The 25455-nt window shown below is 68.3% G+C and carries 17 protein-coding genes; 9 read left to right on the plus strand and 8 right to left on the minus strand.

The genetic code is table 11. From position 1 onward, the window contains the following. Nucleotides 1–95: 95 nt before the first annotated feature. From sitA5 to KY572_RS20690, 5 genes are all read left to right on the plus strand, one after another. Nucleotides 96–1592 (plus strand): SitA5 family polymorphic toxin, encoded by a 1497-nt coding sequence (gene sitA5, locus KY572_RS20670; RefSeq protein WP_224244620.1) that lies wholly within the window; start codon nt 96–98, stop codon nt 1590–1592. A gap of 11 nt (nt 1593–1603) precedes the next feature. Then, nucleotides 1604–2212, plus strand: coding sequence for a hypothetical protein (locus KY572_RS20675; protein WP_224244621.1), 609 nt, complete (start codon nt 1604–1606; stop codon nt 2210–2212). Between the two features lie 167 nt (nt 2213–2379). Further along, nucleotides 2380–2964 carry a MarR family winged helix-turn-helix transcriptional regulator gene (locus tag KY572_RS20680; protein ID WP_407659981.1) on the plus strand — a complete coding sequence of 195 codons (585 nt, stop codon included), beginning with the start codon at nt 2380–2382 and terminating at the stop codon, nt 2962–2964. A gap of 154 nt (nt 2965–3118) precedes the next feature. Beyond that, a complete protein-coding gene (locus KY572_RS20685) occupies nt 3119–6250 on the plus strand; it encodes a DUF4175 family protein (protein ID WP_224244623.1) in 3132 nt (1043 codons plus the stop codon). 65 nt (nt 6251–6315) lie between these two features. Next, nucleotides 6316–8040 carry a peptidase MA family metallohydrolase gene (locus tag KY572_RS20690; protein WP_224244705.1) on the plus strand — a complete coding sequence of 575 codons (1725 nt, stop codon included), beginning with the start codon at nt 6316–6318 and terminating at the stop codon, nt 8038–8040. 1 nt (nt 8041) lies between these two features. On the opposite strand, the gene fliB is transcribed toward KY572_RS20690, so the two are convergent. Continuing rightward, nucleotides 8042–9334, minus strand: a complete 1293-nt coding sequence (fliB, locus tag KY572_RS20695; RefSeq protein WP_224244624.1) for a flagellin lysine-N-methylase — start codon at nt 9332–9334, stop codon at nt 8042–8044. Nucleotides 9335–9386: 52 nt separating this feature from the next. Further along, a complete protein-coding gene (locus KY572_RS20700) occupies nt 9387–10085 on the minus strand; it encodes a hypothetical protein (RefSeq protein ID WP_224244625.1) in 699 nt (232 codons plus the stop codon). A 292-nt stretch (nt 10086–10377) separates the two neighbouring features. Between KY572_RS20700 and KY572_RS48140 the strand changes: the two genes are divergently transcribed. After that, nucleotides 10378–12015: a peptidoglycan-binding protein gene (locus KY572_RS48140; RefSeq protein WP_224244626.1), complete on the plus strand. Its 1638-nt coding sequence runs from the start codon at nt 10378–10380 to the stop codon at nt 12013–12015. 102 nt (nt 12016–12117) lie between these two features. On the opposite strand, the gene KY572_RS20710 is transcribed toward KY572_RS48140, so the two are convergent. The 6 genes from KY572_RS20710 to pulA all read right to left on the minus strand — a co-directional run bounded on the left by KY572_RS20710 (nt 12118) and on the right by pulA (nt 21691). Continuing rightward, on the minus strand, nt 12118–12948 hold the full coding sequence (locus KY572_RS20710) for a sterol desaturase family protein (protein ID WP_224244627.1): 831 nt from the start codon (nt 12946–12948) through the stop codon (nt 12118–12120). Nucleotides 12949–13023: 75 nt separating this feature from the next. Then, nucleotides 13024–14631, minus strand: a complete 1608-nt coding sequence (locus KY572_RS20715; protein WP_224244628.1) for a hypothetical protein — start codon at nt 14629–14631, stop codon at nt 13024–13026. 33 nt (nt 14632–14664) lie between these two features. Continuing rightward, a complete protein-coding gene (locus tag KY572_RS20720; RefSeq protein WP_224244629.1) occupies nt 14665–15009 on the minus strand; it encodes a VOC family protein in 345 nt (114 codons plus the stop codon). A 98-nt stretch (nt 15010–15107) separates the two neighbouring features. After that, entirely contained in the window at nt 15108–16700 is a 1593-nt protein-coding gene (locus KY572_RS20725) for a M28 family metallopeptidase (protein ID WP_224244630.1), read from the minus strand. A gap of 76 nt (nt 16701–16776) precedes the next feature. Then, entirely contained in the window at nt 16777–18036 is a 1260-nt protein-coding gene (locus KY572_RS20730) for a serine hydrolase domain-containing protein (protein WP_224244631.1), read from the minus strand. A gap of 211 nt (nt 18037–18247) precedes the next feature. Continuing rightward, nucleotides 18248–21691 carry a pullulanase-type alpha-1,6-glucosidase gene (gene pulA, locus KY572_RS20735; protein ID WP_224244632.1) on the minus strand — a complete coding sequence of 1148 codons (3444 nt, stop codon included), beginning with the start codon at nt 21689–21691 and terminating at the stop codon, nt 18248–18250. A gap of 392 nt (nt 21692–22083) precedes the next feature. On the opposite strand from pulA, the gene KY572_RS20740 reads away from it, so the two are divergent. From KY572_RS20740 to KY572_RS20750, 3 genes are all read left to right on the plus strand, one after another. Next, nucleotides 22084–22521 (plus strand): hypothetical protein, encoded by a 438-nt coding sequence (locus KY572_RS20740; protein ID WP_224244633.1) that lies wholly within the window; start codon nt 22084–22086, stop codon nt 22519–22521. Nucleotides 22522–22724: 203 nt separating this feature from the next. After that, entirely contained in the window at nt 22725–24293 is a 1569-nt protein-coding gene (locus KY572_RS20745; RefSeq protein WP_224244634.1) for an alpha-amylase family glycosyl hydrolase, read from the plus strand. A 55-nt stretch (nt 24294–24348) separates the two neighbouring features. Continuing rightward, the gene (locus KY572_RS20750) at nt 24349–25443 is read left to right on the plus strand and encodes an ABC transporter ATP-binding protein (protein WP_224244635.1); all 1095 of its coding nucleotides are present in this window, start codon (nt 24349–24351) and stop codon (nt 25441–25443) included. Nucleotides 25444–25455 lie beyond the last annotated feature (12 nt).

Genomic DNA, 25455 nt, shown 5'->3' on the forward strand with positions numbered 1-25455 from the left:
AGCGGCCCTTCTTCTCCCAGGCAAACCTGGAGAGTCATCGCTCTCTCGTTGAAGTGCCCATAGCCTGAGGCTCCTCTCCTGGTTGGAGGTCCCCCATGCAAACTCGTCGGCTGGGCGCTGGAATCCTGGCACTCCTCACGGCATGCGCGAGTACGCCACGTCACGCATCCGCGAGCATCGATCCGTACGAGGCAGCGCTGGCAGCGGCCCGGTACGAGCTGCGCGTGCTCACCTCTGGCACCGCAGGAGTAGAGCCTGTGGCCGTGGACGAGGAAGAGTTTCACGAGGCCATGCGAATGCTGGCGTCGACAATTCCTCCATCTCACAGTCCCCAGGAGACGGGGCGATGGCTGATGGAGGGCGGGCTGGAAGCCGACCTGCTGGCAGAGGTGGAGAGAGGGCAGGTGGTGCGACTGATGCCGCTAGAGGACACCAGTCCGCTGGATGCAGCAACGGCGGCAGAGATGAGGCGCAAGTACTTGAGCTTGTGCCAGCACGACTACGAAGGGGGTGATTGCCTGGGGCTGCTGACCGATGGCCCTACCTTGCAGAGAGATGATCTGCGCACTCTGGCGCTGGCGCTTTCCTTGAAGGGAGTTCTGAAGGAGACCCGCACTGCGCTCGCGGGCATGGTCTCGCCACAAGCGTTGGTGGCGATGATCGCGTGGACTGCCGGCTTCTATCTGCTGCTGTGGCTGTTACCTGAACCGGCCTCTAAAGCGTTGGCAGCGGCTTTGACCATGACCCTCCTGGCGTGGTTGCCAGTACACACCCTGTGGAGCCTGATGGAGGGGTGGGCTCGCCTTGTCCATGAGGTGGACCGATCTACCCGCTTCGAGCAGCTCGAAGTGGCGAGCCAGCGCTTCAGCCGGGTCATGGGGGAGGAAACCGCGCGAGTGCTGGTGATGCTCGTGACGGCGGCGCTGAGTGGGAGCGTGGCGAGCCTTGCCATGAAGCTGCCGAAGCTGCCGGGCTTCACACGTGCCTCGGTCCAGGCTGAGGCGCAGGGCTTGAGACTCGCCGAGGTTGGCGAGGTGGAAGCGGTGGCAGCGACCGAGGAGGGGACCTTCACCCTCATGGTGCGCAGCCCAAGTGCTCGTGGAGGCACCGCGATGGTGGAGGCGACGGAAATCGCCGAAGCGCGTGCGAGCGCCGTCACCATCATCCGCCACCGAGGCGGCAACCGGCAGGTCTCCATGAATGGTCAGCGCTGGCACGTGCCGGCGAACAGGTCCATCAAGGAGCTACCTGCCAAGGATCCCGTGGGAGACGAGCTCCAGGCGGCGGCGCAGCGTGCAGCGAAAGGCTGGAGCCGCAACGATTTATCGGATGCCGAGCTCGAAGCCATCAACCGCGCCAGAGCGCAGGGAAAGTACCTCGAAGCCAACCTCTGGGAGCGAATGTACCGAGGCAGATGGGTGGAGAATGTACTGAGGGAGCAGTTCAAGCACCTGAGGTGGAGCCGAACCGGGGTCGACGCGTTTGACCCAGCAACAGGGTACCGATACGAGGTGCTCTCAGGGACGGCATCGAACATGGAGCTGCACGGGCGACGGATGACGGATGAGCTCTTCCGACTCATCACGTTCTGAGAGGCACAGGGATGTGGCTGAACAACGTCATCTATGAAGAGCGCGTCATCGAGAACGAGCGCTTGGAACTCACTGCGAGAGACGCCCTCTACTTCCTTGGACACAACCTCACGCTTCGCCGTTGCGTCCTCGTCCTCCGAGTCCCCGCGGAGCGGCTCCACATCAACAGGGCGCACCTCGTGGAATGCACCGTGGAGGCTCAGCGGGAGCTGAAGAACTTCAAGTGGAGCCAGGCCCACTTGAGCGGCTGCAGGTTCACCGGGCGCCTCATTGGTAATGATTTCGGGAGCTGGCGGGATACAGACGAGGGCAGTATCGCGGAGTGCGATTTCACCAGCGCCTACCTCGATCAGACCCGTTTCCTCGGGTGTGACGTCGGCACCCTTCGGTTCCCCTCCTGGCCATGCTTCACCCTCTTGGATCCGGTGCGCCGATGGCGCGACCTTCGTGCCCTCCCATGGCCGGGAGACATTGGCCCGGTCGTCATCGAGGGATACGCGGACCGCCCGCCCTCGACAAAGGCCGTGACGTACTCAGCACCGGAGCTCGCGAAGCGCAGCGGCACCACCCCGGAGGCCATCAAGGTAATCCTCGAGCAGCTCGACGGCGTGAGCTACTGACGCGTCCTTGGCGGGCAGAAGCCACTGGACATTGAAAAGGTAGGATTTCGACCTACATCTCAATCCACATTTCAGGAAGCTCGGCTGGCTGCTGTGCGGCTGGCCCTTCTTGGGGGTGCAATCGATCTTCCTCTGTGGAAAAGGATGGATAGAGCTAAAACTGTCGGATGGGGAACCCGGAGGCCGAGTTGAAAGAGACTGCGGACCTGGAAGAAAACGTAAGCGTCGAGCCATCGCCCACCGAGCAGCAGGAGAAATCTCGCGGCCCTCAGCTGGGCGAGGTCCTCGAGTTCATGCGCCTGCTGTGGGCCGTGGATCACGGCCTCCAGTCCACGTCCAAGCGCATGGAGTCCACCCTGGGCATCACCGGTCCCCAGCGACTGGTGCTGCGCCTGGTCGGCCGCTTCCCAGGCATCACCGCGGGAGCGCTCGCGCAGATCCTCCACGTCCACCCGAGCACCCTCACCGGCGTCCTCAAGCGCCTGGAGAAGCGTGGCCTCCTCGAGCGCAAGTCGGATCCGCTCGACGGGCGCAAGGCGCTCTTCGCCCTCACGGAGGCCGGACGGGCGCTGGATGTTCCCTCCACGGGCACCGTCGAGGCCGCCGTGCAGCGGGCGCTGTCCAAGATGACCCGCGCGCGCATCCTCCACACCCAGGACGTGCTGACCGCGCTCGCCGAGGAGCTGGGCGGAATCCCCACGGAGGCCGACCCTCCGGATGACGGCTCGGCCCGCCGCTCTGCTACCCGCTGAACCTCCGTCCCCTGCTCCCTTCCGGCGCCTGACAGAGTGCCTCTCCGCCAGGGCCCTTCCTCACGAGGGGCCGCGCATGCGGCGGGAGCTTGCTACACAATTGGGAAATAGGCGGCCCACCTGCGGGTTGCCTCGCTACTGAGCGGACGAGACTGTGACCGTCGAAACCCCGCAGACCCCAGGCCCGGAACTCCCACCTCCTCCCCCGCCTCCACAGGCCCAGGCCGTGGCCCGCCCGCGGCTGCGCTCCCGCGAGGTGGAGGCGCTGCTCGGCACCGTGCGCGCCCGCCAGCGGCGCCAGCTCTGGATGGAAGGAGGCATGCTCGGCGCCATCACCTTCCTGGTGCTCGGGCTTGCCGGCGGCTTCCTCGGGCTCGTGACGCCGGACCTCGGCCGGTGGATCCTGATCTTCTCCCCGCTCGCCGGCATCGCCGTGGCGTGCGCGCTGGGCATCGTCCTGTCCCGCAAGCTCGTGGGAGATGACGTCCGCACGGCGCGACTCATCGGCGAGCGGCGGCCCGAGCTGTCCCTGGACGTGCTCGCCGCGGTGGAGCTCTCCCAGCAGCACGGCAAGGATCAGCACTCGCAGATGCTCGTCGCCGCCTTCCTCAGCCAGATGGACTGGCGGGCGCGGCAGGTGGACCCGGCCACCGTCGTGGACCGCAAGCGGGTGCGGCGCGTGGGCCAGGTGCTCGGCGCCGTCGTGCTGGCGAGCGTGGTGCTCCTGGCGCTGGCCGGAGGCCGCTGGCGCGCGGGCGTGACGAAGGCGTGGGAGGCGGGCCGCGAGGTGGCGACCGCCGCCCAGGTCGAGCCCATCACCGGAGACATCGAGCTGACGTACCGCTACCCGGCCTACACGGGGCTGGCGCCCCGCACGGTGACGGGCACCAACGGCGAGGTGAGCGCGCCGGCCGGCACCGAGGTGGTGCTCAAGACGCGCTCGGACCGCGAGGTGGAGCAGGCAGAGCTCGTCGTCAACGACGAGACGCTGCCGCTCAAGGTGGAGGGCAAGCGCGAGCTGACCGGCTCCTTCGTGGCGAAGAAGACGGGCCGCTACCACTTCGTCTTCCACACCCAGAAGCGCAAGCCCGTCGTGGGCCCGGACATCCCCCTCAACGTCGAGCCGGACGCGGCGCCGCAGGTGACGCTGCTCACCCCGGCCACGGAGCTCGAGGTGGACCCCGGCCAGCAGGTGACGCTCAAGTACGAGGCCAGCGACGACTACGGGCTGGGCGAGGTGGCGCTCGTGTTCCGCACGCCCGGCGCCCAGGAGGAGACGCGCGTGCCGCTGCCGCGCGAGGACGGCCGGCGCAACAAGGGCACGTACACCTGGGACTTGGGCCGCTTCACGGTGAAGCCGGGCGACCGCATCACCTACTACATCGAGGCCAAGGACAACGACGCGGTGGAGGGCCCCAAGCGGGGCATCAGCCGCACCCAGGTGCTGCGCATCTACAGCGCCGCCGAGCACCGCCGCGCCGCGCTCCAGAAGGCCGAGGCGCTCTGGGGCCGGCTGGTGGACCACCTCGCGGACCGGCTGGAGGGCTCGGACCACGAGGACAAGAAGGACGCCGAGCGCGTCACCGCCGGCCAGAAGGTGGACGTCAGCGGCCAGCAGCTCGTGACGGACATGCGCGCGCTGGCGCAGGACCTCAACCGCGAGCGGGACGTGCCCAAGGAGCTGGTGGGCGCGCTGCTCAACATCGCGGATGGGATGTCGCGGAAGATCTCCGCCACCATGGACTTCCGGCGCCTGTACCTGCGCACCCAGCGGCTGCGCGGCGAGGACTACGGCACCGGCACCCGGCTCACCGCCGCGGTGAAGGACGAGATCGCCGAGACGGAGAAGGACATCCTCTACCTGGAGTCCCTGCTGGACAGACAGAAGCTGGAGGCGCTCCAGGAGCTCTCCAAGCAGCTGGCCGAGGAGCGGCGCGACCTGGCGCGGCTCATCGAGCAGTACAAGGAGAGCCCCAACGACGCGGCCCGCCAGCAGATCCTCCAGGAGATCGCCGAGCTGCGCCAGCGCATCAACGAGCTGATGCAGCGCATGGCCGAGCTGCGCAAGGGCATCCGCGACGAGCACTTCAACGCCGAGGCGCTCTCCGAGATGATGAAGGACCAGGACATGCAGAGCGGCCTGGACCAGGTGGAGAAGCTGATGCGCGAGGGCAAGGCGGACGAGGCGCTCGCCAAGCTCCAGGAGCTCTCCATGCAGATGGACAAGATGATGGAGTCGCTCAACAAGGCGCAGGGCGAGATGGGTGACAAGCAGTACCCGGAGCTGGCGCAGAAGTTCGGCAACTTCATGGAGGACCTCCGGAAGACGATGGAGGAGCAGCAGAAGGTGGCCGACGCCACCAAGGCCCTGCGGGACCAGGCGCGCAACCAGAACCGGGAGCGGCTGGGCGAGAAGGGCAAGGCCATGAAGGAGGAGCTGCTCAAGCAGGTGGAGCAGGTGGAGAAGAGCTACGAGCAGCTCAAGCCGGAGCAGCTCAACAGCCGCGCGGCCGGCCCGCTCTCCGAGGCCCAGGCGGAGCTGGAGAACCTGAAGAACGCGCTGAAGGCGGACGCGTTCGACCTGGCGGCGGACTCGGCGCAGCGCTCGGAGGACATGGCGCAGCAGATCGCCTCCATGGGCGAGCACCAGCGCAAGCTGGACGAGATGTTCGGCAACCCGGACGAGGTGCGCCAGCAGTCGGCGCAGCTGGCCCAGAAGCTCCAGAAGGACGCGCAGACGATGCAGGAGGTGAACCAGAAGCTGCAGTCGCTCTTCCCGGAGCCGGGCTCGCAGCTGGGGCAGCAGGAGCGCCAGCAGCTCAAGCAGCTCTCCGAGCAGCAGCAGCAGCTCGAGCAGCGCGCCCAGGGGCTGCGCCAGCAGATGGAGGAGATCCAGCAGCTGGCGCCCGTCTTCGGCCAGCAGTCGGGCGAGCAGATGGAGGAGATCGGCCAGCGCATGGGCGAGGCGGCCCAGCGCATGGGTGGCCAGGATCCAGGCCGTGGCTACGGCCAGCAGCAGGCGGCGCTGGAGGGGCTCAAGCGCTTCCAGCAGCAGATGAAGGAGAGCCAGCAGGGCCAGGGCCAGGGCGGGCTGCCGCTGCCCATGGGCATGGGCCGGCGCGAGGGCAACGGCATGGATCCGCGCGACAAGGTGGAGCTGCCGGACGAGGACGCGTTCCAGGCGCCCAAGGAGTTCCGCAAGGACCTGCTGGACGCGATGAAGCAGGGGGCTCCCGAGCGTTACAGGGAGCAGGTGAAGCGCTACTACGAGGAGCTGGTGAAGTGAGCCGTCATCCGGAGATTCAGGGCCGAGCCCCCTCTCGCCGCCGGGAGGGGTTGGGCGTGCTGGCGATGCTGGGGCTCCTGGGGCTGGTGCTCACCGCCGCGCCGGCCCGCGCGGACGAGGAGGAGGACGAGCTCCGGACCGAAGTCAAGACGCGCCTGGGCAAGGTGGAGGATGCCATCGACGGCTGGGACATCGTCGGCGCCACCCGCGAGCTGGCGGAGCTGGAGAAGCTCGTCCCGGAGAGCGTCGAGGCGGTGAAGTACTTCCGGGGGCGCATCGCCTTCGAGGAGGGGCGCTACGCGGAGGCGCTGGAGCTGCTCCAGCAGGCGGGGCTCGAGGACAAGCCGGGCAGCTACCTGCGGCTGGCGAAGGACACGCTCGCCCTCACGAAGAACCACGCGAAGGCGGAGAGCGAGCACTTCGTCTTCTACTACCCCAAGGGCAAGGAAGAGGTCCTGGTGCCCTACGCGCTGGAGACGCTGGAGTCCATCTACCGGGCCATGAAGGAGGACCTGGGGTGGACGCCGCCGGGCGGCAAGGTGCGCGTGGAGGTGGTGAACAACGCGCGCGAGCTGTCGAAGGTGAGCACCCTCACCTACGAGCAGATCTCCACCACGGGGACGATCGCCATCTGCAAGTTCAACAAGCTGATGGTGACCAGCCCCAAGGCGGTGGCGCGAGGCTACGACTGGCAGGACACGCTGGCGCACGAGTACATCCACCTGGTGGTCAGCCAGGCCAGCCACAACGAGGTGCCCATCTGGCTGCACGAGGGGCTGGCGAAGTTCCTGGAGTCCCGGTGGCGCGGCCCCGGTGGGCTGGGGCTGAACCCGTCCGCCCTGGCGCTGCTGGGCAAGCGGGTGAAGGCGAACTCGCTCGTCCCCTTCGAGAAGATGAGCCCGTCCATCGCGATGCTGCCCAACGCCGAGGACGCGGCGCTGGCGTTCGCGGAAGTCTTCTACGCCATCCACTACGTGCACGAGACGAAGGGCACGGCGGGCTTCCGCACCATCATCCAGGAGCTGCGCAACGGGCAGACGGACCGCAAGGCGGTGGAGGCGGCCGTGGGCATGCCCTTCGGCCTCTTCGAGAAGGCGTGGCTGGCGCACATCAAGAAGCAGCCCTTCCCCAAGGAGCTGCTGCCGCGCGAGGAGGTGGTGCTGAAGGAGCACGCCAAGGAGGACGACAAGGAGGACCCCAAGAAGGGCCGGGAGATCTCCTTCGGAGACTTCATGGAGGTGCAGGAGCTGCCCGCGCGCAAGCTGGCGCACCTGGGCGAGCTGCTGCGCGAGCGCAACCGGGTGAAGGCCGCGGCGGCGGAGTACGCCAAGGCGTACCAGATCGTCGGCGACAAGTACGAGTCGGTGTCGAACAAGTACGCGCTGACGCTGCTGGAGCTGCGGCGGCTGGACGAGGCGGAGCAGGTGCTGCGCGGCTCGCTGCGGGTGCACCCGGGCATGCCGGGGACCAACGTGCACCTGGGCCGCATCATGCTGTTCCGCAAGGACTGGGCGAAGGCGAAGGCGGCGTACATGGAGGCGCTGTCGACCAACCCGTTCGATCCGGAGATCCACGTGGCGCTCACGAAGATCCACGACGAGCTGGGGGAGACGGCGCTCAAGGCGCGGACGAAGCAGGCCGGAGCGATCCTCACGGGCATGACGCCCGACGCCATCGAGAACGCGTCCTTCAAGTTCATGCGGGACGAGCGGGAGCTGTCCGGAGCGGACGTGCCTCCGCCCACGCCGGAGAAGCCCGCGCCCGAGGCGGCGAAGGACGGCGGGAAGTAGCTCAGCAGAACTTCGCGAAGACGACGGCCTTGCCCAGCGTCTCCTCGCCCCCGGCCCCCGCGAGCCCCTTCACCAGGGCGAGGATGTCGGGGGCCTGCTCGACGTGCCGGGACACGAGGTAGAAGCACTCGACGGCGGCCCGGTCCAGCACGGCCTGGGAAGCCTCGGGAGCCGTGCCCTGCTCCGGCGAGCACAGCGCCGCCACCTCCGGGTGCCCCACCAGCGTGAGGCGGAGCATCGCCACCCGCAGCACCAGCCGGAACACGTAGGCGAGCAGGTTCGGCACCTCCGTGAACGGAGTGCGGAGCCACTGCGCGACGAGGTACTGCCGGAAGTACTGCTCGGCGCGTGCTCCGTGCGTCGCTTCGAGCTGCCGCCACCGCGTGACGTAGGCAGGCCACGCGCCAGAGGTGTCCTCCGTCTCGGAGTCGGAGCCCCAGAGCGACATCAGCACGCCATGGACGAAGGGCCCGAAGCGCTCGCCCCGAGCCGCCGCCCTGCGCGCCTTCAGCATCGACGCCAGCAGCCCGGCACAGGGGCCTCCCGGAATCTGGAGGGCCGCGAAGCTCCGGTGCATGGCCTCCAGCGCCTCGGGGTCCTCGAAGCCCTGGAGCAGCGCCTGCAGCACCTCCGCTGCTTCCGCCGGGGTTCCCGCGAAGGGCTCGGCGCTCCGGAAGACGGAGTCCAGCCGGAACGCCAGCTGTCCCAGGAACATGAGCCGCGAGGCGATGGAGAACTCGCGCCGGTTCAGGACTCGCAGCGCGGCGGCGCGGATGAGCCCGGCGTTCAGGACGTACGCATCCGCCGGCTCTCCGGGCAGGGACCGGGCCGCCTCCAGCCGAGGCACCTGGTCCACGGGCCCGGGCACCTGCTCCAGCGCGCCCTCCTCCAGCAACAACAGCCGCGCCATCTCGGGGCATGCAAGGGAGCCCGCCACCTCCACCTGCTCGCCCCACCTCCAGACGATGCGCGGGAAGGTGACGCAGGGGTCGGGCAGGGCCCGCTCTCCGTGCACGCGATGCAGGGAGCAGAGCCGCTGGGCATCGAGGAAGGGACAGCTCCCGTCCGAGCGCATCTGGATGAACGCGCGCTCCGCGGGAGGCCCCTCCGGATTCGGGACCAGGAGCGACTCCACCCGCTCGGCATCAGGAGAGCCAGACACGACGCCCCGGATCTGCCACAGCCGCTCCTCGGTCACCGGCACCCGGAGCCCGACGCAGCAGGTGTCCTCACACCGGTCGGCGAGGCAGCGGAACTCCAACACTCTCTTGGCGAAGCGGGGGGGCGCATCCATGCGAGAGGCCTCGAGGCCGGGAAGTGCCCGGACGATAGCGCGTCCGTGAGTGTCAGTGGGACCGCGGCGGCTCCTCGTCCTTGGAGCGCTCCTTCACGCCGCGGGACAGCTCCCGCAGCATCATGAGGAACTCCTCCACCTCCGAGACCGGAATCCCCTCGAAGCTCATCAGCGTCGCCCCCTCGTCGTTGCGCATCAGCACCCGGACGCCCTTGGGCCATCGGCGGAGGATGGCCTCGCGGTACCTCTCATAGGCCTCCCGAGCCGAAGAGGAGAGGGGAAGGTAGGAGCCCGGCGAGCGCAGGTGCTCCAGGGCCTTGCGCAGCTCCTTCAGGGTGCAGCCCGCGAAGCGCTTGGGCTTCAGGTCTCCGTTGTCCTGCGGCACCACGATATAGGTCGAGCCCGGATCCTCCGGGTTCAGGCAGATGCCAGCGGCCTTCTTGTAGGCGAGCAGCTGCTCCAGGCGGGTGACACCAAAGCGCGCGATGAGCTCGGAGCCGAACTCGCGCGCCACCGCGGCATCTCTCAGCAGGGCGGCGCGAGAGATCCCCCGGATGTTGTCGCAGAAGAAGTCCACCGGAGCCTCGTACTTCGAGCCCTCCAGCAGCCGGCTGTCAGCCACATAGTTGAGAAGCTGCCCCATGAGGAAGGGGTTGCGCTGCTCATCCGCCAGGAGCTGGCGCATGGAGGTGAGCGCCTGCTCCTTCGTCAGTTCTCGGTAGGGATTGGTTGGACCCGTGGGGGTAGACATCGCGTGCGGTCTCCTGTGGGAAGAGAGGTGCCGCCACAGCAGGAAGCAGGCCACCTGAAAGCCTCAGGAAAAACAGCCACTTGGCCGGCTCAATCGGCAGCCCCGTCTCCAACTGCGAACGGGGACGTCCACCACAGGAGACTGTTCGGTCAGGGCTCGCGCGTGTCTGATCCATTGCGATCAGACGGTTTCGCGCAACTTTCCCTATGGGTGCCTCGATAACCCAGAGAAATCAGTCCCTCGGTTGGGTCACTCGTGCGCCCGGGGACTTTCAAGAGAGAATCCAAGCCCCATGTCCATCACCTCCGCCACTCGTACGCAGAGCACGCAGGCCACGGCGACGACTTCTCGCTCCGCCTCGAACCCCAACGCCATCCTGTCCAAGTACAACCCCACGGGCGCCTCCGCGGCCACCGCGCGCCAGGACGGGCTGCAGGCCGGCGTTGCTGCCTCGCGCAAGATGGCGCAGACGGACCTGAAGCGGATCCAGCCGTACGCGGACGAGTTCGCCGCCGCGGGCAAGAAGCACGGCCTGCCGCCGGCCCTGCTCGCCGCCATCGCCAGCCGCGAGTCGCGCGGTGGCGCGGCGCTCGACAGCCGGGGCTACGGTGACCACGGCAACGGCTTCGGCCTCATGCAGGTCGACAAGCGCTACCACGACCTGAAGGGCGGGCCGCACAGCGCCGCGCACATCGATCAGGCGGCCGGCATCCTCAAGTCGTTCCTGAACCAGGTGAAGAAGGCGCACCCGGACTGGCCGCCCGAGCAGCAGCTGCGCGGCGCGGTGGCCGCGTACAACTCCGGCCCGGGCAACGTGCAGACCATCAAGAACATGGATGTCGGCACCACGGGCAACGACTACTCCAACGACGTGTGGGCGCGCGCGCAGGCGCTGGCCCCGCACTTCGGTGGCGACAGCGGCACCCCGTCCACCAGCCCCGAGCCGACCAAGCCCTCGACGCCGTCCAAGCCCTCGACGCCGTCCAAGCCCTCGGGCGGGGCCAACCTGCCCAACGCGACGCTCAAGGAGGGCAGCCGCGGCAACAACGTGAAGACCCTGCAGAAGTCGCTCGAGAAGCTGGGCTTCGAGCTGGGCGCGCAGGACGGCATCTTCGGCCCGAAGACGGAGGGCGCGCTGAAGAGCTTCCAGCGCAAGAACAACCTGGAGGTCGACGGCATCTTCGGCCCGAAGACGCGCGCGGCGATGGAGAAGGCGCTGGACCGCGCGGCCAAGCCGAAGCCGACCCAGCCGGGTGACTCCTTCGAGGGCGGCAAGACGCAGTGGAAGGCCGCCCCCTCGCTGGCGGACGTGAAGTCCGGCAAGACGCACCTGAGCCAGGGCATGCAGGGCGCCTCGGTCAAGCACATGCAGCAGCTGCTGGGCATCGACGCCGACGGCAAGTTCGGGCCGGACACCAAGCGGGCGGTGACCGACTTCCAGCGCCAGCACAAGCTGGACGCCGGCAGCGGGATGGGCTCGGTCGGGCCGACGACGCTCGAGGCCATGGAGAAGGCCGCCAAGGCCAATGGCCCGGGCAACGCGACGCCCGCGATGCGCAAGCTGGCCGAGGCCGGCCGCAAGGCGGCGCTGAGCATCGGCGGCTACACCAGCCAGGGCAAGTGCGCCACCGGCGTGAGCAAGGCCATCCAGGACGCCTTCGGCTTCAAGGTCTGGGGCAACGGCAACCAGATCGACAACAACCTGCCGCGTGACAAGTTCAAGCAGGTGAACATGTCGCTCGAGGAGGCGCTGAAGATCCCCGGCCTCGTCCTCACCTGGGAGAAGACCCCGACGCGCCTGGGCAGCATCTACGGCCACACCGCCATCACCACCGGTGACGGCAAGTCGTCCGTGAGCGACTTCATCGAGCGCAACACGCTGAACGCCAGCGGCCGCACCGGCCTGAAGATCTTCATGCCGACGATGTAGCTCTCGCCGCGCGGCGAAGCACCGTCGCAACCGCCGCCCCCGGGGATGTCGACCGGGGGCGGTGCCGTTTCCACCACCTCGGCCTCGCCGCGGAGCCCCTGCTCAGCTGGCCCCGCCGACTCCGGCGCCCGTCGTGGCGGGGAGCGGCTCCGGCACCTCTGCCGCGGACAGGCGCTCGCCGATGCGCACCAGCCCCTGGCCCTCGCGCGCCCGGGCGTGCACCCGCGGGTAGTCCTCGAAGGCCGTGCCGAACCAGCCGTCCAGCACGACGGTGAACAGCCCGTAGTGCCCCTGGTAGCGGGCATGGTGCAGCGCGTGGAACGTGGGCGTGAAGAACAGGCGCCCCAGCCACGAGGACACGAAGCGCCGGGGCAGCCACTCGGTGTTGCCGTGCCCGATGACGTTCAGGAAGTAGTTGGTCAGGATGTAGGCCATGACGCCCGCCTGCGCGATGGGCATCACCTCCATGGCCAGGAGCACCAGGCCAAACCCGCCTCCCATCAGCACCAGGCGCTCCACCAGCGAGAAGGACAGCGAGGTGAGCGGATCCGTCACCTGCGCCACGTGGTGCTGCGCGTGGAAGCGGTAGAGCGCCCGCGTGTGCAGCAGCCGGTGCGTCACGTAGAACCACACCTCGAAGCCCACGAACATCCACGCATAGGACAGCAGCGCCACCGGCACGCTGAAGGGCGCCATGCGATGGCCCACGAAGTACCGGAACAGCCCCACCAGCAGCGCGTCGCAGAGCACCACCCCGACGGCCGCCCACGCCTCGCTGCGGAGCTGCCCGGGAGCCAGCTCCCGCCGGTACACCCGCCAGCGCTCCGCCACCTTGAGGCGGACCAGCCCCCACCCTGCCCCCAACGCCACGAGCTTCACCAGCCCCGATACCACCAGGGTGATGCACAGCACCTTCACGAGGGGGAGTTCCATGGGGCGCACCTTCCGCCAGCCACGATACCCCGTTCCGAAGGGGCCCTGTCGAGACAGGGTCCCCTCCGAGGCTGCTCACCGGGTAGCCTGGTAGCAGAGGAAGTTGCCGTTCGTGAAGTAGAAGGCCGTCGAGAGGGAGACGGACGCCTCGCTGACGCAGAAGCTCACGGTGATGTCCGCGCGCTCCCGGTTGGCTCCCGACACGACGTAGTCGCTTCCCTGGAACACCAGATCGATTCCGTTCACGCTCGAGCCATCGACCCTCACCGCGAAGAACCCGCTCAACTCCGAGCGGGTCGGCGGGAAGGGCCTGTTGGAGTACGCGGAGAGGGCAATCCTCGCACGCACGGGGTTCGTCGTCCCGCAGGCGACCGTGTCCGTCGTGAAGCTCACCTTGCGGGCGTCATAGAGGATGATGCCCGTGGTGCCGAGCTGGTTCTTGTTCGGGAAGTTCACGTAGTTGGGGCAGGTCGGCGCTGGGAGCAGCGTGCACTGGCTCGAACTGCAGGAGTGCGTGCCGTAGTTGCAGGTCGACTGGCCCTCTCCTGTGCAGGGCGTGCCGGTATTGCCCCCACTGCCCTTGCACTGTCCGGTCGCCGTATCGCAGGTCCGCCCCGCGCTACAGTCCGAATCCCTCGTGCACTTCGGCGTGCACACGGAGTCCAAATCCGAGCACACCAGCGCCGTGGTGCCCCCATCGATGTTGCACAGCTCGTTCGTGGAGCACTTGCACACAGTCCGCGTGTCGAAGCCGCTGATGGGTACACAGGTCTTCGCCGAATGCGGGCAGTCCACGCTGCTCGCACAGTTGACGACGCAGACCTTGGCCTCCGGATGGCAGAGCTCCCCCGCCAGGCAGTCCATGTCGTCCAGGCACCTCAGGCTGCTGAGCTCCTGCTGGCACTGGCCCGTCGCCGTGTCGCACGTACGGCCCGTGCCACAGTCCGTGTTGGACGTGCACTTCGGCGCGCACACCCGGTCCAGCTCCGAGCACACCAGGTTGGCGGAGACCCGGTCCTGGTTACACAGCGTGTCCGTGAAGCACTGACACACCTTCCGACCGTCGGAGGCGCTCAGCGCCGCGCAGTTCTTCGCGGAGTCCGGACAGTCCGCGCTGTCCACGCAGGCCTGGACGCAGACCTTCGCCGTGGGGTGACAGAGCTCCGAGCCGAGACAGTTCGCGGAGCTCGTGCACAGCAGGTTCCGGTCCACCTTGGCCTTGCACTGGCCCGTCGCCGTGTCACACGTGCGCCCCGAGCCACAGCTCGCATCCGTGGTGCACTTCGGCGTGCACGCCCTGTCCAGGTTCGAGCACACCAGGCTGGCGTCCAGACGATCGGAGTTGCACGACGCGTCCGTGGAGCACTGACACACCCGGGAGCTGTCCGTCGCGCTCAACGCCCCGCAGGACTTCGCGGTGTCCGGGCAGTCAGAGCCCGTCGTGCACGTCCGCACACAGACCTTCGCCGTGGGGTGACAGAGCTCCGACGCCAGACAGTCCGCGACGGTCGTGCACTGCAGGTTCCGGCCCTCCTTGGGGACGCACTGTCCCGTCGGATGCTCGCACCGCTCCGTGAGTCCACAGTCCGCATCCCTCGAGCACGAGTCGTCTTCGCGCTCCGAGGGACACCCCGCCATCAGGCTCGTCATGACGAGCATCCACACGATCTTCCAGAGCTTCATGTTGTCCCCCCCTGAGAAACTGCGTACCAACGCTCACTTCTCGCTCCAGACCGCCAGCTCCGCACCGCCTGGATCGCGGAAGTGGAAGCGGCGACCACCCGGGAAGCTGAAGATCGGGTGGGTGATGACGCCACCGGCGGCGCGGACCTTGGCCTCCATGGCCTCCAGGTCGCGGGCATAGAGGATTACCATGGGGACCTTGGCCCCCGTGGAGTCAGCGCCGCTGTGTATCCCTCCGTCCAGCCCCTCGTTGAAGGCGGCGTAGTCCGGCCCGTAGTCGGTGAAGCGCCAGCCGAAGGCCTCGGCATAGAACCGCTTGGTCCTCGGCAGGTCCGCAGCGGGCCACTCCACATAGTCGATCTTCCCATCCTCGCGCATGACGTGCTCCTGGCAGTGCTGTTCCGCAGCTGCTCCAGTTACGCGGTGCACTCGCGAGAGTCCAGCTCGCTGATGCGCCAGCGTGGCGCCCTGGAGCCTCAGGGGGCGGCGTCGCGTGTGAAGCGGCGGAAGAAGCTATCTCCATTCCAGCGCGGTCGCTCGGGCGCATCCGCCACGGCGCGGGTGAGCTCGGCGAGAGCGCGGATGAACTTCGCCGCGCCCTCCTTGTTCATGGGCTGGGCCGCGTCGTCCGACGGCGCGTGGTAGCGCTCGTAGCGCCACTTCTTGAATAGCGCCTCTTCCGGAGAGCCCCGGGTGTAGCCGAACTTGAAGCTCAGGGCGGGCACACCCAGGCGGATGAAGGAGTACTGGTCGCTGCGGATGAACAACATCTGGTTCGGATCGGGATCGGGCACCACCGTCACGCCATGGGCCTCGGCGAGCTGCTGGAGCGGCGCGGCGAGCGAGGACTCCTCCCGGCCGTAGGCCACGATGCGGATGAAGTCGGTGAGCGGCAGGAACGTGTCCAGGTTGAAGTTGGCCACCATGCTCTCGGCGGGGACGGTGGGGTGGGCGGCGAAGTACCGGGAGCCCAGCAGGCCTCTCTCCTCGCCCGTCACCAGCGCGAAGAGCACGGAGCGCTTCGGCCTCGCCGCCTGGAGCGCCCGCGCCATCTCCAGCACCGCGGCGACGCCCGTGGCGTTGTCCATGGCGCCATTGTAGATGCGGTCCCCCTTCACGGGCTCGCCCACGCCCACGTGGTCCAGGTGCGCGGTCAGCACCACGTGCTCCTTCGCCAGCGAGGGGTCGCTTCCGGGCAACACCCCTAGCACGTTGACGGACTTCACCGGCGCGCTGGCGAAGTCCACCCGGCCCTTGAGGCGCACGGGCAGCTCGAACCTCGGCAGCGGCTGGTCCTTGTCCGCGAGCGCGACGAGCTCCTGGAAGCCGTGCGGAGCGCCAGCGAAGAGCTTCTGTGAGTGCTCGGGGTTGAAGGAGACCCGCAGCTTCAGCCCCTCCTCCTCGTTGAGGGAAGCCTCCGCGAACTGCATCGCGGGCTGGTGGCGCGACGCGGCGACGCGCGACCAGGGCATTTCCAGCTGCTTGGGGTTCTGGAGAATCACCAGGCCGACCGCGCCCGCCATCCGCAGCGCCTGTGTGCGCTCGGCGAGGGAGGAGTGGTGGGCGCGGAGAGCCCCCGAGATGCGCGACGGGCCCCCGTGGAGCATGACCGCCACCTTGCCCTGGAGATCCACACCGGAGAAGTCGTCATGTCCAGCCTCGGGGATGGACAGGCCGTAGCCCACGAACACCAGGGCCGCATCCACCGGGCCCGGCTCTCCCTGCCGTGGAGAGATGATGGCATCTCGGCCCAGCACCAGCGGCAGCTCCTTGCCGTTCCTCACCAGCGCCAGCCGCGAGCGCTCCTCCACCACCCGTCGCGAGGTCAGCTCCACCTCCTGGAGATACGTGTCGCCAGCCCCCGGCTTCACCCCGAGGGCCGCGAGCTGCTCCGCGACATACGCGGCGGCCTTGCGGTGGCCCTCGCTGCCCGTGTCACGTCCCTCCAGCGCATCACTGGCGAGGAACCGGACATGGCTCCACCAGCGCTCCGCCTCCGGTGAGGTGGCGGCATGGGCGGAAGGGGAAGTCAGGAGGAAGAGGACGGGCAGGAGGAGAAAGCGGGGCATGAGGGAGCTCTTCGGCGGAGACGTGGCAGGAAGCACCAGTCTCCGTCAAGGGGCGTCCCTGAAGGTTCGAGGTGTGTCACACGGGCCTGGGCCTCAGAACCTGGATCCTTCCTCGCCGCCGGGAGCCGCCTCGCACCAGCGCCGGGTCTGTCTCTCCAATCGACCGGTACACCGCGGCCCGCAGCGCCATCTCCCTGGGGTCGGCCAGGTGGGTTCCCATCCGGTTGGGGAAGTAGGCGTAGCCGAGCCGCGCTTCGGGGTCGACGAAGCCCATGGAGCCTCCCGAGCCCGGACCACCGAATGCGCTCGGATGCCCGAAGGGATTCTTCCGGCCCGGCTTCAGGAACCCGAGCGAGAACGGGATCTCCACTTTCATGCATGCATCCCGGAAGCCTCGCACCGGCGGGAGGGGTGGCGCCATGAGCTGCCTCAAGGTGTCCTCGCGTAGCCCGAGCTCCTTGCCGCCCGTCGCGACCACGCCATACACGTGAGCCATGGCCCGCGCCGTTCCAACGCCTCCTCCCGCGGGCACCTCGAAGTTCCGACGATAGATGTGCTCGCTCTTCTCCGGCAGCTCCGACCCCCACAGGCACCGGCGGAAGCGTGAGCGCGGATTCATCACCGCGAGCAACATGGGCAGGGGCAGCCCGAAGAACGCGCCGGCCATGTTGCCCCTCTGGATCTTCGCCAGCCGTGAGTCCGGGATGGTGTCAGGCAGTCGGATGTAGAAGTCGAGCCCCAGCCGATCCGCCAGCTCCTCCTGGAAGAACCTTCCCAGCGTCCGGTGCTTCGGATCCACCCGGCGCAGGAGCTCGCTCTCATAGAAGCCGAGCGTGATGCCGTGGTAGGCCTGCCGCATCCCCGGCGCCCAGGCGGGCTTCTGCCTGGCGAGGACCACCGCCAGTCGGTCGGGATCCTCGACGAGGCCGATGTCCGGACGCACATCCAAGGCAAACAACCCGGCCTGGTGCGCGAGCAGCTGGCGGATGGTGATCTTCTCCTTCCCCTGCTGGGCGAACTCCGGCCAGTAGGTGCTCACTCGCTCGTCGTAGTCGAACAAGCCCCGCGAGTGGGCCAGCGCCATGGCCAGCCCGGCCATGCCCTTGGTCGCGGAGTAGACGATGACCATCGTGTCTTCTTCCCAGGGCTCCCCGGTGGCCGCGTTCCGGATGCCACCCCAGAGGTCGACGACCTTCTCCCCGCGGTAGTAGACACAGCAGGCGGCTCCGAGCTCCTTGCGGCGCTCGAAGTTCTCGATGAAGGCCTCCCGCACCGCCTCGAAACCCGGCCTGGCAAAGCCCGCGATGCGAGCACGCCCTCCGCTCTCGCTGGACATGTCGCGCCCCTCCCGCCCCTACGGCCATTCACAAGGTGCGGGCACATCCGCCAGCGGGCAACGTCCCTGAAGTCTTGGAGACCAGTCGCTCCTGGATGACGGACCACCCGCGGCCCGGGCGGCTGTCTCCCGCTGGACGGAGAAGCGCCGGCGGGGGGCCAGACGTCCAGCGCCCTGCCCCCTCGAGGAGGCAGGGCGCCAGAGCCGGAGACTACTGCTCGCGGCGGCGCGGACGCCGCAGCGCGCCGAGCACCAGCAACAGGGCCACCGCGCTGAACGCCGCGCTGCCCGTGCCGGTCACCCCGCAGCTGTCGCCGGAGTCATCCGGCTTCTCCCCCGGGCCCGTCACGGGCGCCTTGCCCATGAACACCGCCGTGGTGCGCGCCGGCACGGTGAACGTGCCCGTGCCCGCGGCGAACGCCGAGGTCCGGACGATGGGATCCGTGGACTCCTTCAGCACCGGGTGGAGCTCCAACTCCACGTCCTTGAAGGTGTCCGCGACGAAGCGCTGCTCCTCATCGCTCGCGTTGAAGATGACCACCGCGTCCCGGTACGCGCCCTCGGCGCTGTACCGGTCTCCCGCGATGTGCATCACGATGAGGCCGGGGGTCTGGGTCGGGCCGGTGTTCAGGAAGTGCACGCGCTGCTGCACCTCCGCCGCCGTCCGGAGCCGGAAGAGGGCCGTGCTCTTGCGGATGCGCATCATCTCCTCGAAGTTCTCGAGCGAGCGCTGGATGTGGGCCGGCGTCGGCTTGAGCGCCGGGTCCGCGAGCAGCTCCTTCAGGATGGTCCACTGGCCTTTGTTGTCGCCGGAGGGCGGCAGTCCCACGCCCCAGTTGGCCGACTGGTAAGTCCAGTCCACCCGGTTGAACCAGTCTCCCGAGTCGTAGCTGTTGCGGTCCATCGACTTGGAGCGCAGCAGCTCGTCACCCGCGTGGTAGAACGGGATGCCCTGGCCCAGCGCCACCAGGTTCATGCCCAGGTTGTGCATCCGCACCCGGGTGTCCATGTTCGCGCCGCGCGGCGCCTTCATCTGCACCGCGTCGAACAGCGTCTCGTTGTCGTGGGCCGAGACGTAGGTGATGACCTCCTGCGGATCCAGCGTGTAGCCCGCCGGAGCCCCACCGTACTTGATCTCCGAGCCCGTCACCGACTTCCCCTCCGCGCTCGTGAAGGAGTAGTCCCGGAGGTTGCCGGCCAGGCCCACGCGGATGCGGTCCATGTGCCCCAGCAGCAGCTCGCGCTGCTTCTCGAGCGTGTCCGTGGGGTTCTCGTTCGGATCGTAGAACAGGCCGTTGATGAAGCCCTGCTCGCGCAGCTGCGCCTGCGAGTCTGGGAAGGGGTTGCCGCCGCGCGCCGCGTCGCGGAGCCGGTCGCTGAAGGTACCGATGCCCGTGCCCGCCATGTTGAGCTGCGTGGCGTTGTCACCCCGGGCGTTGCCCTGCACCTCGCCGAAGTCCCAGCCCTCGCCGTAGACGTAGATGGCCTTGCCGTCCACCCCGTCCTTCGCCACGGTGAGCGCATCGAGCGCCGCGCGCACCTTGAGCATGTTGGCCTTCATGTGGTGGCCCATCAGGTCGAAGCGGAAGCCATCCACCTTGTACGCCTTGGCCCAGGTGACGATGGAGTCCACCATCAGCTTCTCCATCATCGCGTTCTCGGTGGCGGTGTTCTGGCAGCACGTGGAGGTCTCCACGTTCCCGGTGCGCCCGAGCCGGTGGTAGTAGCCGGGGACGATCCGATCCAGCACCGACTTCTCGTCCTGCCCCGAGGAGTTCGTGTGGTTGTAGACCACGTCCATCACCACGCGCAGGCCGCGCTGGTTGAGCGCCTGCACCATCTCGCGGAACTCCACGATGCGGGGAGTGCCGTTCGGATCCGTGGCGTAGCTGCCCTCGGGCACGGTGTAGTGGTACGGGTCATAGCCCCAGTTGAAGCCGTCCGTCTCCCGCACCGCGTTCACCGCGTTCCACTGCTGAGCGGAGTCCGGCGGCAGCGACACCAGGTCCCCGGCCGGCTGCTGCTGCTCGGCCCGGTTCTCGTTGACGGTGGCGATGTCGAACACGGGCAGCAGGTGGACGTGCGTCACGCCCGCCTTGGCCAGCCGCTCCAGATGCTTCGTACCGTTGGACTCCAGGGCGAAGGCCTTGAAGGTGCCCCGCTGGTTCTCCGGAACGGAGGCGTCATTGATGCTGAAGTCGCGCACGTGCAGCTCGTAGAGGACGATGTCCTCGGGGGCCTGAAGCGCCGGCTTCTCGAGCTCGTCCCAGTCCTCTGGTAGGAGCGACCCGTCGCTCAGGTCCACCAGCTGGCTGCGCTTGCTGTTGGTGGACAGGCTCACCGAGTACGGATCCGTGACGCGGTTGGTCCTCACCGCCTGCTCCTTGCGGACGTAGACCTCCACCTCATAGAGGTAGAACTTGTTCTTCCACGAGGCCTCGCCCGTGGCGGACCACACGCCCTTCTCGCCCGCCTCCATCGTGACGGTCTGGGATGGGTCGGCCGCGGTCGCGTCGTCGAAGAGCAGCAGCCGCACCTTGCGCGCCGTGGGCGCCCAGACACGGAGCGTGGGCACGCCGTCCTCGAAGGTGGCGCCCAACGGGCCCGTGTACGTGTAGAGCGCGTCCAGCACGCCCGGCAGCTGCACGGACGTGGCGTCCAGCACCTTGCCCGCGGGAGCCGTGAGCGAGACGGCGATCTGCCCACGGAGGATCTGCGCCACCTTGCCCAGCTCCGACTCGGGGAGCTTCAGGGCCACGGCGCTCTTGAGGTGCGGGAAGCGATCCTGGAGCGCCTGGCTCAAGCCGGCGGGCTCCTGGGCGAGCGTGACCACCGTGCCGCCCTGGATGCCAGAAGCGGTCAGCTGCATCGTCCCGTCCAAATCGTAGTGCAGCCGGAAGGTGGAGCCCTCGGGGATGGTGCCCGAGGGGATGTTGCTGAGATCCGGGCTCCACGCCAGCGTGTCCGGCGTCAGCCAGTGCGCCGCGGCCATGAGGATGTCGCCATCCGACGCGTTGGCGGACTTGATGGTCACCTTCTTGGTCGTGGCGTTGAAGGTGAACACCATCTCCTCGCCCGCGTTCGGGACGGTGAACCCCACGTTGTTGCCGTTGTCCCCGTAGTTCTCGTCCCACTTCTCGTTGATGGCGACCTTCGCCTCGTACGAGCCCGCCGGGATGGCCGTGGTCCGGAAGGTGAAGATGCCGTCACCGTCCGGATCCTGGAGCCAGGACTTGAGGCAGTCCGGCTGCCAGTCGCCGGGACAGCCGATCTCGCTCTGGAAGCTGCCCGGGGCGACCATGATCCGCGCCACGTCGTCGCGGACATAATGGCTGACGGGGTCGTAGTAGAACTTCACCGCCCCGGCGGCGGCCCGCGTCACGGTGAGCTCCGTCGCGGGGTACGTCTCCGTCAGCGCGCCGTCGAGGGCCACCTTGTAGTGCCAGGTGCCCGCGGGGAGCTCGAAGCTCTTCTGCCACACGCCATCGCTCGCATCGAGCGTGAGCTGGGTGGCGGCGCACGTGGGCTCATTGTCGCTCGCGCAGCCGAGCTCGCTCTGGAAGTCACCCACGAGCGTCACGCTGGTGGGCGCCGCGATGGCGGCCACCGGGACGGCGACGGTACCCAGCAGCGCGCTGAGCGCGAGCGGACGCACCGGTAATGAGAAACGGACTGGGACTCTCAGGACACACCTCCGGGGGTTGAAACGGCTCTCAGCGATAGCGGTGGTGCCCATCGCTCGCGACGAAAAGGCATGGAGCCCGGCTCCGTCGCACGGCATCACGGCTGGCGCAGCCTAGCAGGGTGGATGGAGCAGGCGTCCAGGTCTCCTCCCGTCGTGTCTCTCCCCCTCCGAGCACCCGCCCCGTGAAGTCCACCAGCCGCGCGAAATCCCTCTTTCGCCTGCCTGCTCCTCGGGGGGCGGGCCGGGCCCATGCCCTCCGCGCCGGGCGCCTCCGGTCCGAGCCAGGGTTGCGTGGTGCCGCGTTGCATCGCCACCCTGCCCGTGGATGGGCGGAGCGTTCCGCCGAACGGGGGTGAGCAACCATGAAGCGACTGATCATCGGTGTGGCGGCGGCGGTGGCGGGCCTGCTGGCCGGGTGCAGCACGGACACGAGCGTGGCGGGCTTCTCGTCCCAGGTGGCCTCGCCCACGCGTATCGCCCAGAACCCGGACATCGCGCGAGGGGAGGGCGGGCCGCTCATCCCGGGCACCGTGGTCGCCGACTACCGGGATACCCTCATCATCCGCGACGACGAGGGCTTCGAGCGAGCGATGCGCGTCGATGAGAAAACCATCTACCGCAACCTGGAGGGAGACATCATCGCCCGCGAGTACCTGGCGCCCGGGGCCCAGGTGCGCACCTCGTTCGACTACAACGAAAAGGAGCGCATCGCTCAAGAGGTCGTCATCGAGCGCGCCGTAAGCCAGTGCGAGCCGAACGCGTGGCCGGAGGAGCCCACGCCCTACCGCCGCGACCCGTAAGGTAGGGGACGCGCCACGCACGAGCTGCATGCGCTTTCACGCGGCTACGCGCCGCGTCAGACTCCGCGTGCCCGTCATTTCACTCGGGCAGCGACAACGCGGCGCATCATGAAATCTCGCGGGCCGATCCGACTGGGGAGGTCCCCAAGCCCGCGAGATCGATAGTTCACCTCCAGGGCGTTCTGTGGAAAAGTCGCCCGCCCATGCAGGCCTCCCAGCCCCGCCGACTGGCCACCGAGCGAGTGCGTCATGCAGCGTTGACGCTGCTGGTCGCACTGCACCTGGCAAGTTGCGCGCACACCTCCGCGCCCTCCGAGTCGGCTCCCGCCCCAGCGGGTCCTCCCGCCGCCGAGGCCGCGAAGCCCGCGCCCCAGGCGCCGCCGCGCCACTGGGCTGACGAGATCCTCTACTTCGTCGTCGTGGATCGCTTCGCGGATGGGGACACGGCGAACAACGCCGCGGTGGATGTGGCCGCCCAGGGCGCCTTCCACGGTGGAGACCTGAAGGGCCTGCGCCAGCAGCTGGACGAGCTCAGCTCGCTGGGCATCACCGCGCTGTGGATCACCCCGGTGGTGAAGAACATCGACGGCTTCGTCACCGGCGCGGGCTTCCCGGACTGGGGCTACCACGGCTACTGGGCGGATGACTTCCACAAGCTGGATCCGCGCTTCGGCTCCGAGGAGGACCTGCGCGCCCTGGTGGACGAGGCCCACAAGCGTGGCATCCGCGTGCTGCTGGACGTCGTCTACAACCACCCCGGCTACAACTCGCGCTACCTCACCCACCCCGAGACGAAGAGCTGGGTGCGCGTGGAGGATCGCGGCACCTGCGGCGAGGACGACCTCACGCAGTGCGTCTCCGGCCTGCCGGACTTCAAGACGGAGCAGCCCGAGGTGGCGAAGTACCTGCTGGACGCGCAGCTCGACTGGGCGAAGCGCTCCGGCGTGGACGGCTTCCGGCTGGACACCGTGAAGCACGTGGATCACCCCTTCTGGAAGGAGCACCGTCGCCGCACCCGCGAGGAGGTCCGCAAGGACTTCTTCCTGCTGGGCGAGGTGTGGGGCGGAGACGCCGAGTCGCTCGACCCGTGGTTCTCCGGGGACGAGATGGACGCCGGCTTCGACTTCGGCTTCCAGGGCAGCGCCATCTCCTTCGTGCAGGGGCGCGGCCGGGTGATCGCCTTCGACAAGTACCTGCGGTCTCGCCACAAGGTGCGCCAGGGCTACCTGCTGTCGCACTTCCTGTCCTCGCACGACGTGCCGGGGGCGCTCCACCAGCTCGAGGGCGACGTGAAGCGCTTCCGCCTGGCGGCGGTGCTCCAGCTCACCATCTCCGGCCTGCCCACCATCTATTACGGCGAGGAGGTCGCCCGCCCGGGCGGAGACTGGCCCGCCAACCGCGGCGACATGCCCTGGGGCTCGCGTGCCGTGAAGCCCGGTGCTGGCAAGCCCCGCGACGAGGAGCTGCGCAAGCTCTACCAGAAGCTCATCTCCATCCGCCGCGCGCACCCGGCGCTCTCGCGCGGCACGCACCAGGGGATTTCCACCGACGGCGATCTGTACGTGTACCTGCGCCATGACGCGGAGTCCGGCGACGCGGTGCTGGTGGCGATCAATCGTGGGCAGCAGCCCGCGAAGGTCTCTCTTCCGTGGCCTGCTCCCTGGGGAGCAACGGCGGCGGAGGATTTGTTGAACGGTGGCCGGCTGGAGGGCTCCTCGCTGGAGCTCACCGTCGAGCCGCTCGCAGCGCGCATTCTTGGAAGACCGGGCTGAAGAGGCCTGGGAAACAAACAACTCCAACACCCTGACTCAAGGGGTCGAGGGCCGAATGGCCGAAGTAACGTTCAAGGACGTGGCGAAGCGGTACGGCGCGGTCTCGATCATCGAGGGACTCAACCTCGACATCCGGGACCATGAGTTCCTCGTGCTGGTGGGGCCGTCCGGCTGCGGCAAGTCCACCGCGCTCCGGATGATCGCGGGCCTGGAGGAGATCAGCGGAGGCTCCGTCTCCATCGGCGGCCGGGTGGTCAACGAGCTGCCGCCCAAGGAGCGGGACGTGGCCATGGTCTTCCAGAACTACGCCCTCTATCCGCACATGTCCGTGCGGGAGAACCTCGAGTTCGGCCTGAAGATCCGCAAGACGCCCAAGCCGGAGATGGACAAGCTGGTGAACGAGGCGGCGGACATCCTGGGCATCACCCACCTGCTGGACCGCAAGCCCAAGCAGCTGTCGGGCGGCCAGCGCCAGCGCGTGGCCCTGGGCCGCGCCATCGTGCGCAAGCCGGCCGTCTTCCTCTTCGACGAGCCGCTGTCCAACCTGGACGCCAAGCTGCGCGTGGCCATGCGCGCGGAGATCAAGAAGCTCCAGCAGCGCCTCCAGGTGACGAGCGTCTACGTGACGCACGATCAGATCGAGGCGATGACGATGGGCCACCGCATCGCGGTGCTCAAGGAGGGCAAGCTGCAGCAGCTCGGCACGCCGCTGGAGGTGTACGAGAAGCCCGCCAACATCTTCGTGGCCCAGTTCATCGGCAGCCCGCCCATGAACTTCCTCGAGGCCACCCTGGACTCCGACGGCACCACCCTGGTGGGCCACGGCTTCACCCTGCCGGTGCCCCAGAGCATGCGCGCGGTGACTGCGGGCAAGGGCGGCCGCAAGGTGAAGGTGGGCATCCGCCCCGACCACATCGTGCAGCCGGGCCAGGCCGTCCGCGGCGAGTCCGCGAAGCTGGACGCCAAGGTGGAGATCGTCGAGCCCCTGGGCAACGAGCTCATCGTCCACGCCAGCCTGGGCGAGTTCGGCCTCGTCTTCCGCATGCCCCCGCAGAACACCCCCGATACCGGTTCGACGATTCCCGTCGCGGTGGAGCTGGACTCGCTCCACCTCTTCGACGCCCAAACCGAGCAGCGCCTCACCGCTTGATTCCCTGGAGCC

Source organism: Hyalangium gracile, assembly GCF_020103725.1.
Classification (GTDB): domain Bacteria; phylum Myxococcota; class Myxococcia; order Myxococcales; family Myxococcaceae; genus Hyalangium; species Hyalangium gracile.

What these genes read in the sequence shown, in the direction of transcription:
- KY572_RS20680 (WP_407659981.1), top strand. Translation starts at nt 2,380, where the DNA reads ATGGGGAACCCGGAGGCCGAGTTGAAAGAGACTGCGGACCTGGAAGAA.
- sitA5 (WP_224244620.1), top strand. Translation starts at nt 96, where the DNA reads ATGCAAACTCGTCGGCTGGGCGCTGGAATCCTGGCACTCCTCACGGCA.
- KY572_RS20700 (WP_224244625.1), bottom strand. Translation starts at nt 10,085, where the DNA reads ATGTCTACCCCCACGGGTCCAACCAATCCCTACCGAGAACTGACGAAG.
- fliB (WP_224244624.1), bottom strand. Translation starts at nt 9,334, where the DNA reads ATGGATGCGCCCCCCCGCTTCGCCAAGAGAGTGTTGGAGTTCCGCTGC.
- KY572_RS20725 (WP_224244630.1), bottom strand. Translation starts at nt 16,700, where the DNA reads ATGCCCCGCTTTCTCCTCCTGCCCGTCCTCTTCCTCCTGACTTCCCCT.
- KY572_RS20750 (WP_224244635.1), top strand. Translation starts at nt 24,349, where the DNA reads ATGGCCGAAGTAACGTTCAAGGACGTGGCGAAGCGGTACGGCGCGGTC.
- KY572_RS20745 (WP_224244634.1), top strand. Translation starts at nt 22,725, where the DNA reads ATGCAGGCCTCCCAGCCCCGCCGACTGGCCACCGAGCGAGTGCGTCAT.
- KY572_RS20740 (WP_224244633.1), top strand. Translation starts at nt 22,084, where the DNA reads ATGAAGCGACTGATCATCGGTGTGGCGGCGGCGGTGGCGGGCCTGCTG.
- KY572_RS20710 (WP_224244627.1), bottom strand. Translation starts at nt 12,948, where the DNA reads ATGGAACTCCCCCTCGTGAAGGTGCTGTGCATCACCCTGGTGGTATCG.
- KY572_RS48140 (WP_224244626.1), top strand. Translation starts at nt 10,378, where the DNA reads ATGTCCATCACCTCCGCCACTCGTACGCAGAGCACGCAGGCCACGGCG.
- KY572_RS20730 (WP_224244631.1), bottom strand. Translation starts at nt 18,036, where the DNA reads ATGTCCAGCGAGAGCGGAGGGCGTGCTCGCATCGCGGGCTTTGCCAGG.
- KY572_RS20690 (WP_224244705.1), top strand. Translation starts at nt 6,316, where the DNA reads ATGCTGGGGCTCCTGGGGCTGGTGCTCACCGCCGCGCCGGCCCGCGCG.
- KY572_RS20715 (WP_224244628.1), bottom strand. Translation starts at nt 14,631, where the DNA reads ATGAAGCTCTGGAAGATCGTGTGGATGCTCGTCATGACGAGCCTGATG.
- KY572_RS20720 (WP_224244629.1), bottom strand. Translation starts at nt 15,009, where the DNA reads ATGCGCGAGGATGGGAAGATCGACTATGTGGAGTGGCCCGCTGCGGAC.
- KY572_RS20675 (WP_224244621.1), top strand. Translation starts at nt 1,604, where the DNA reads ATGTGGCTGAACAACGTCATCTATGAAGAGCGCGTCATCGAGAACGAG.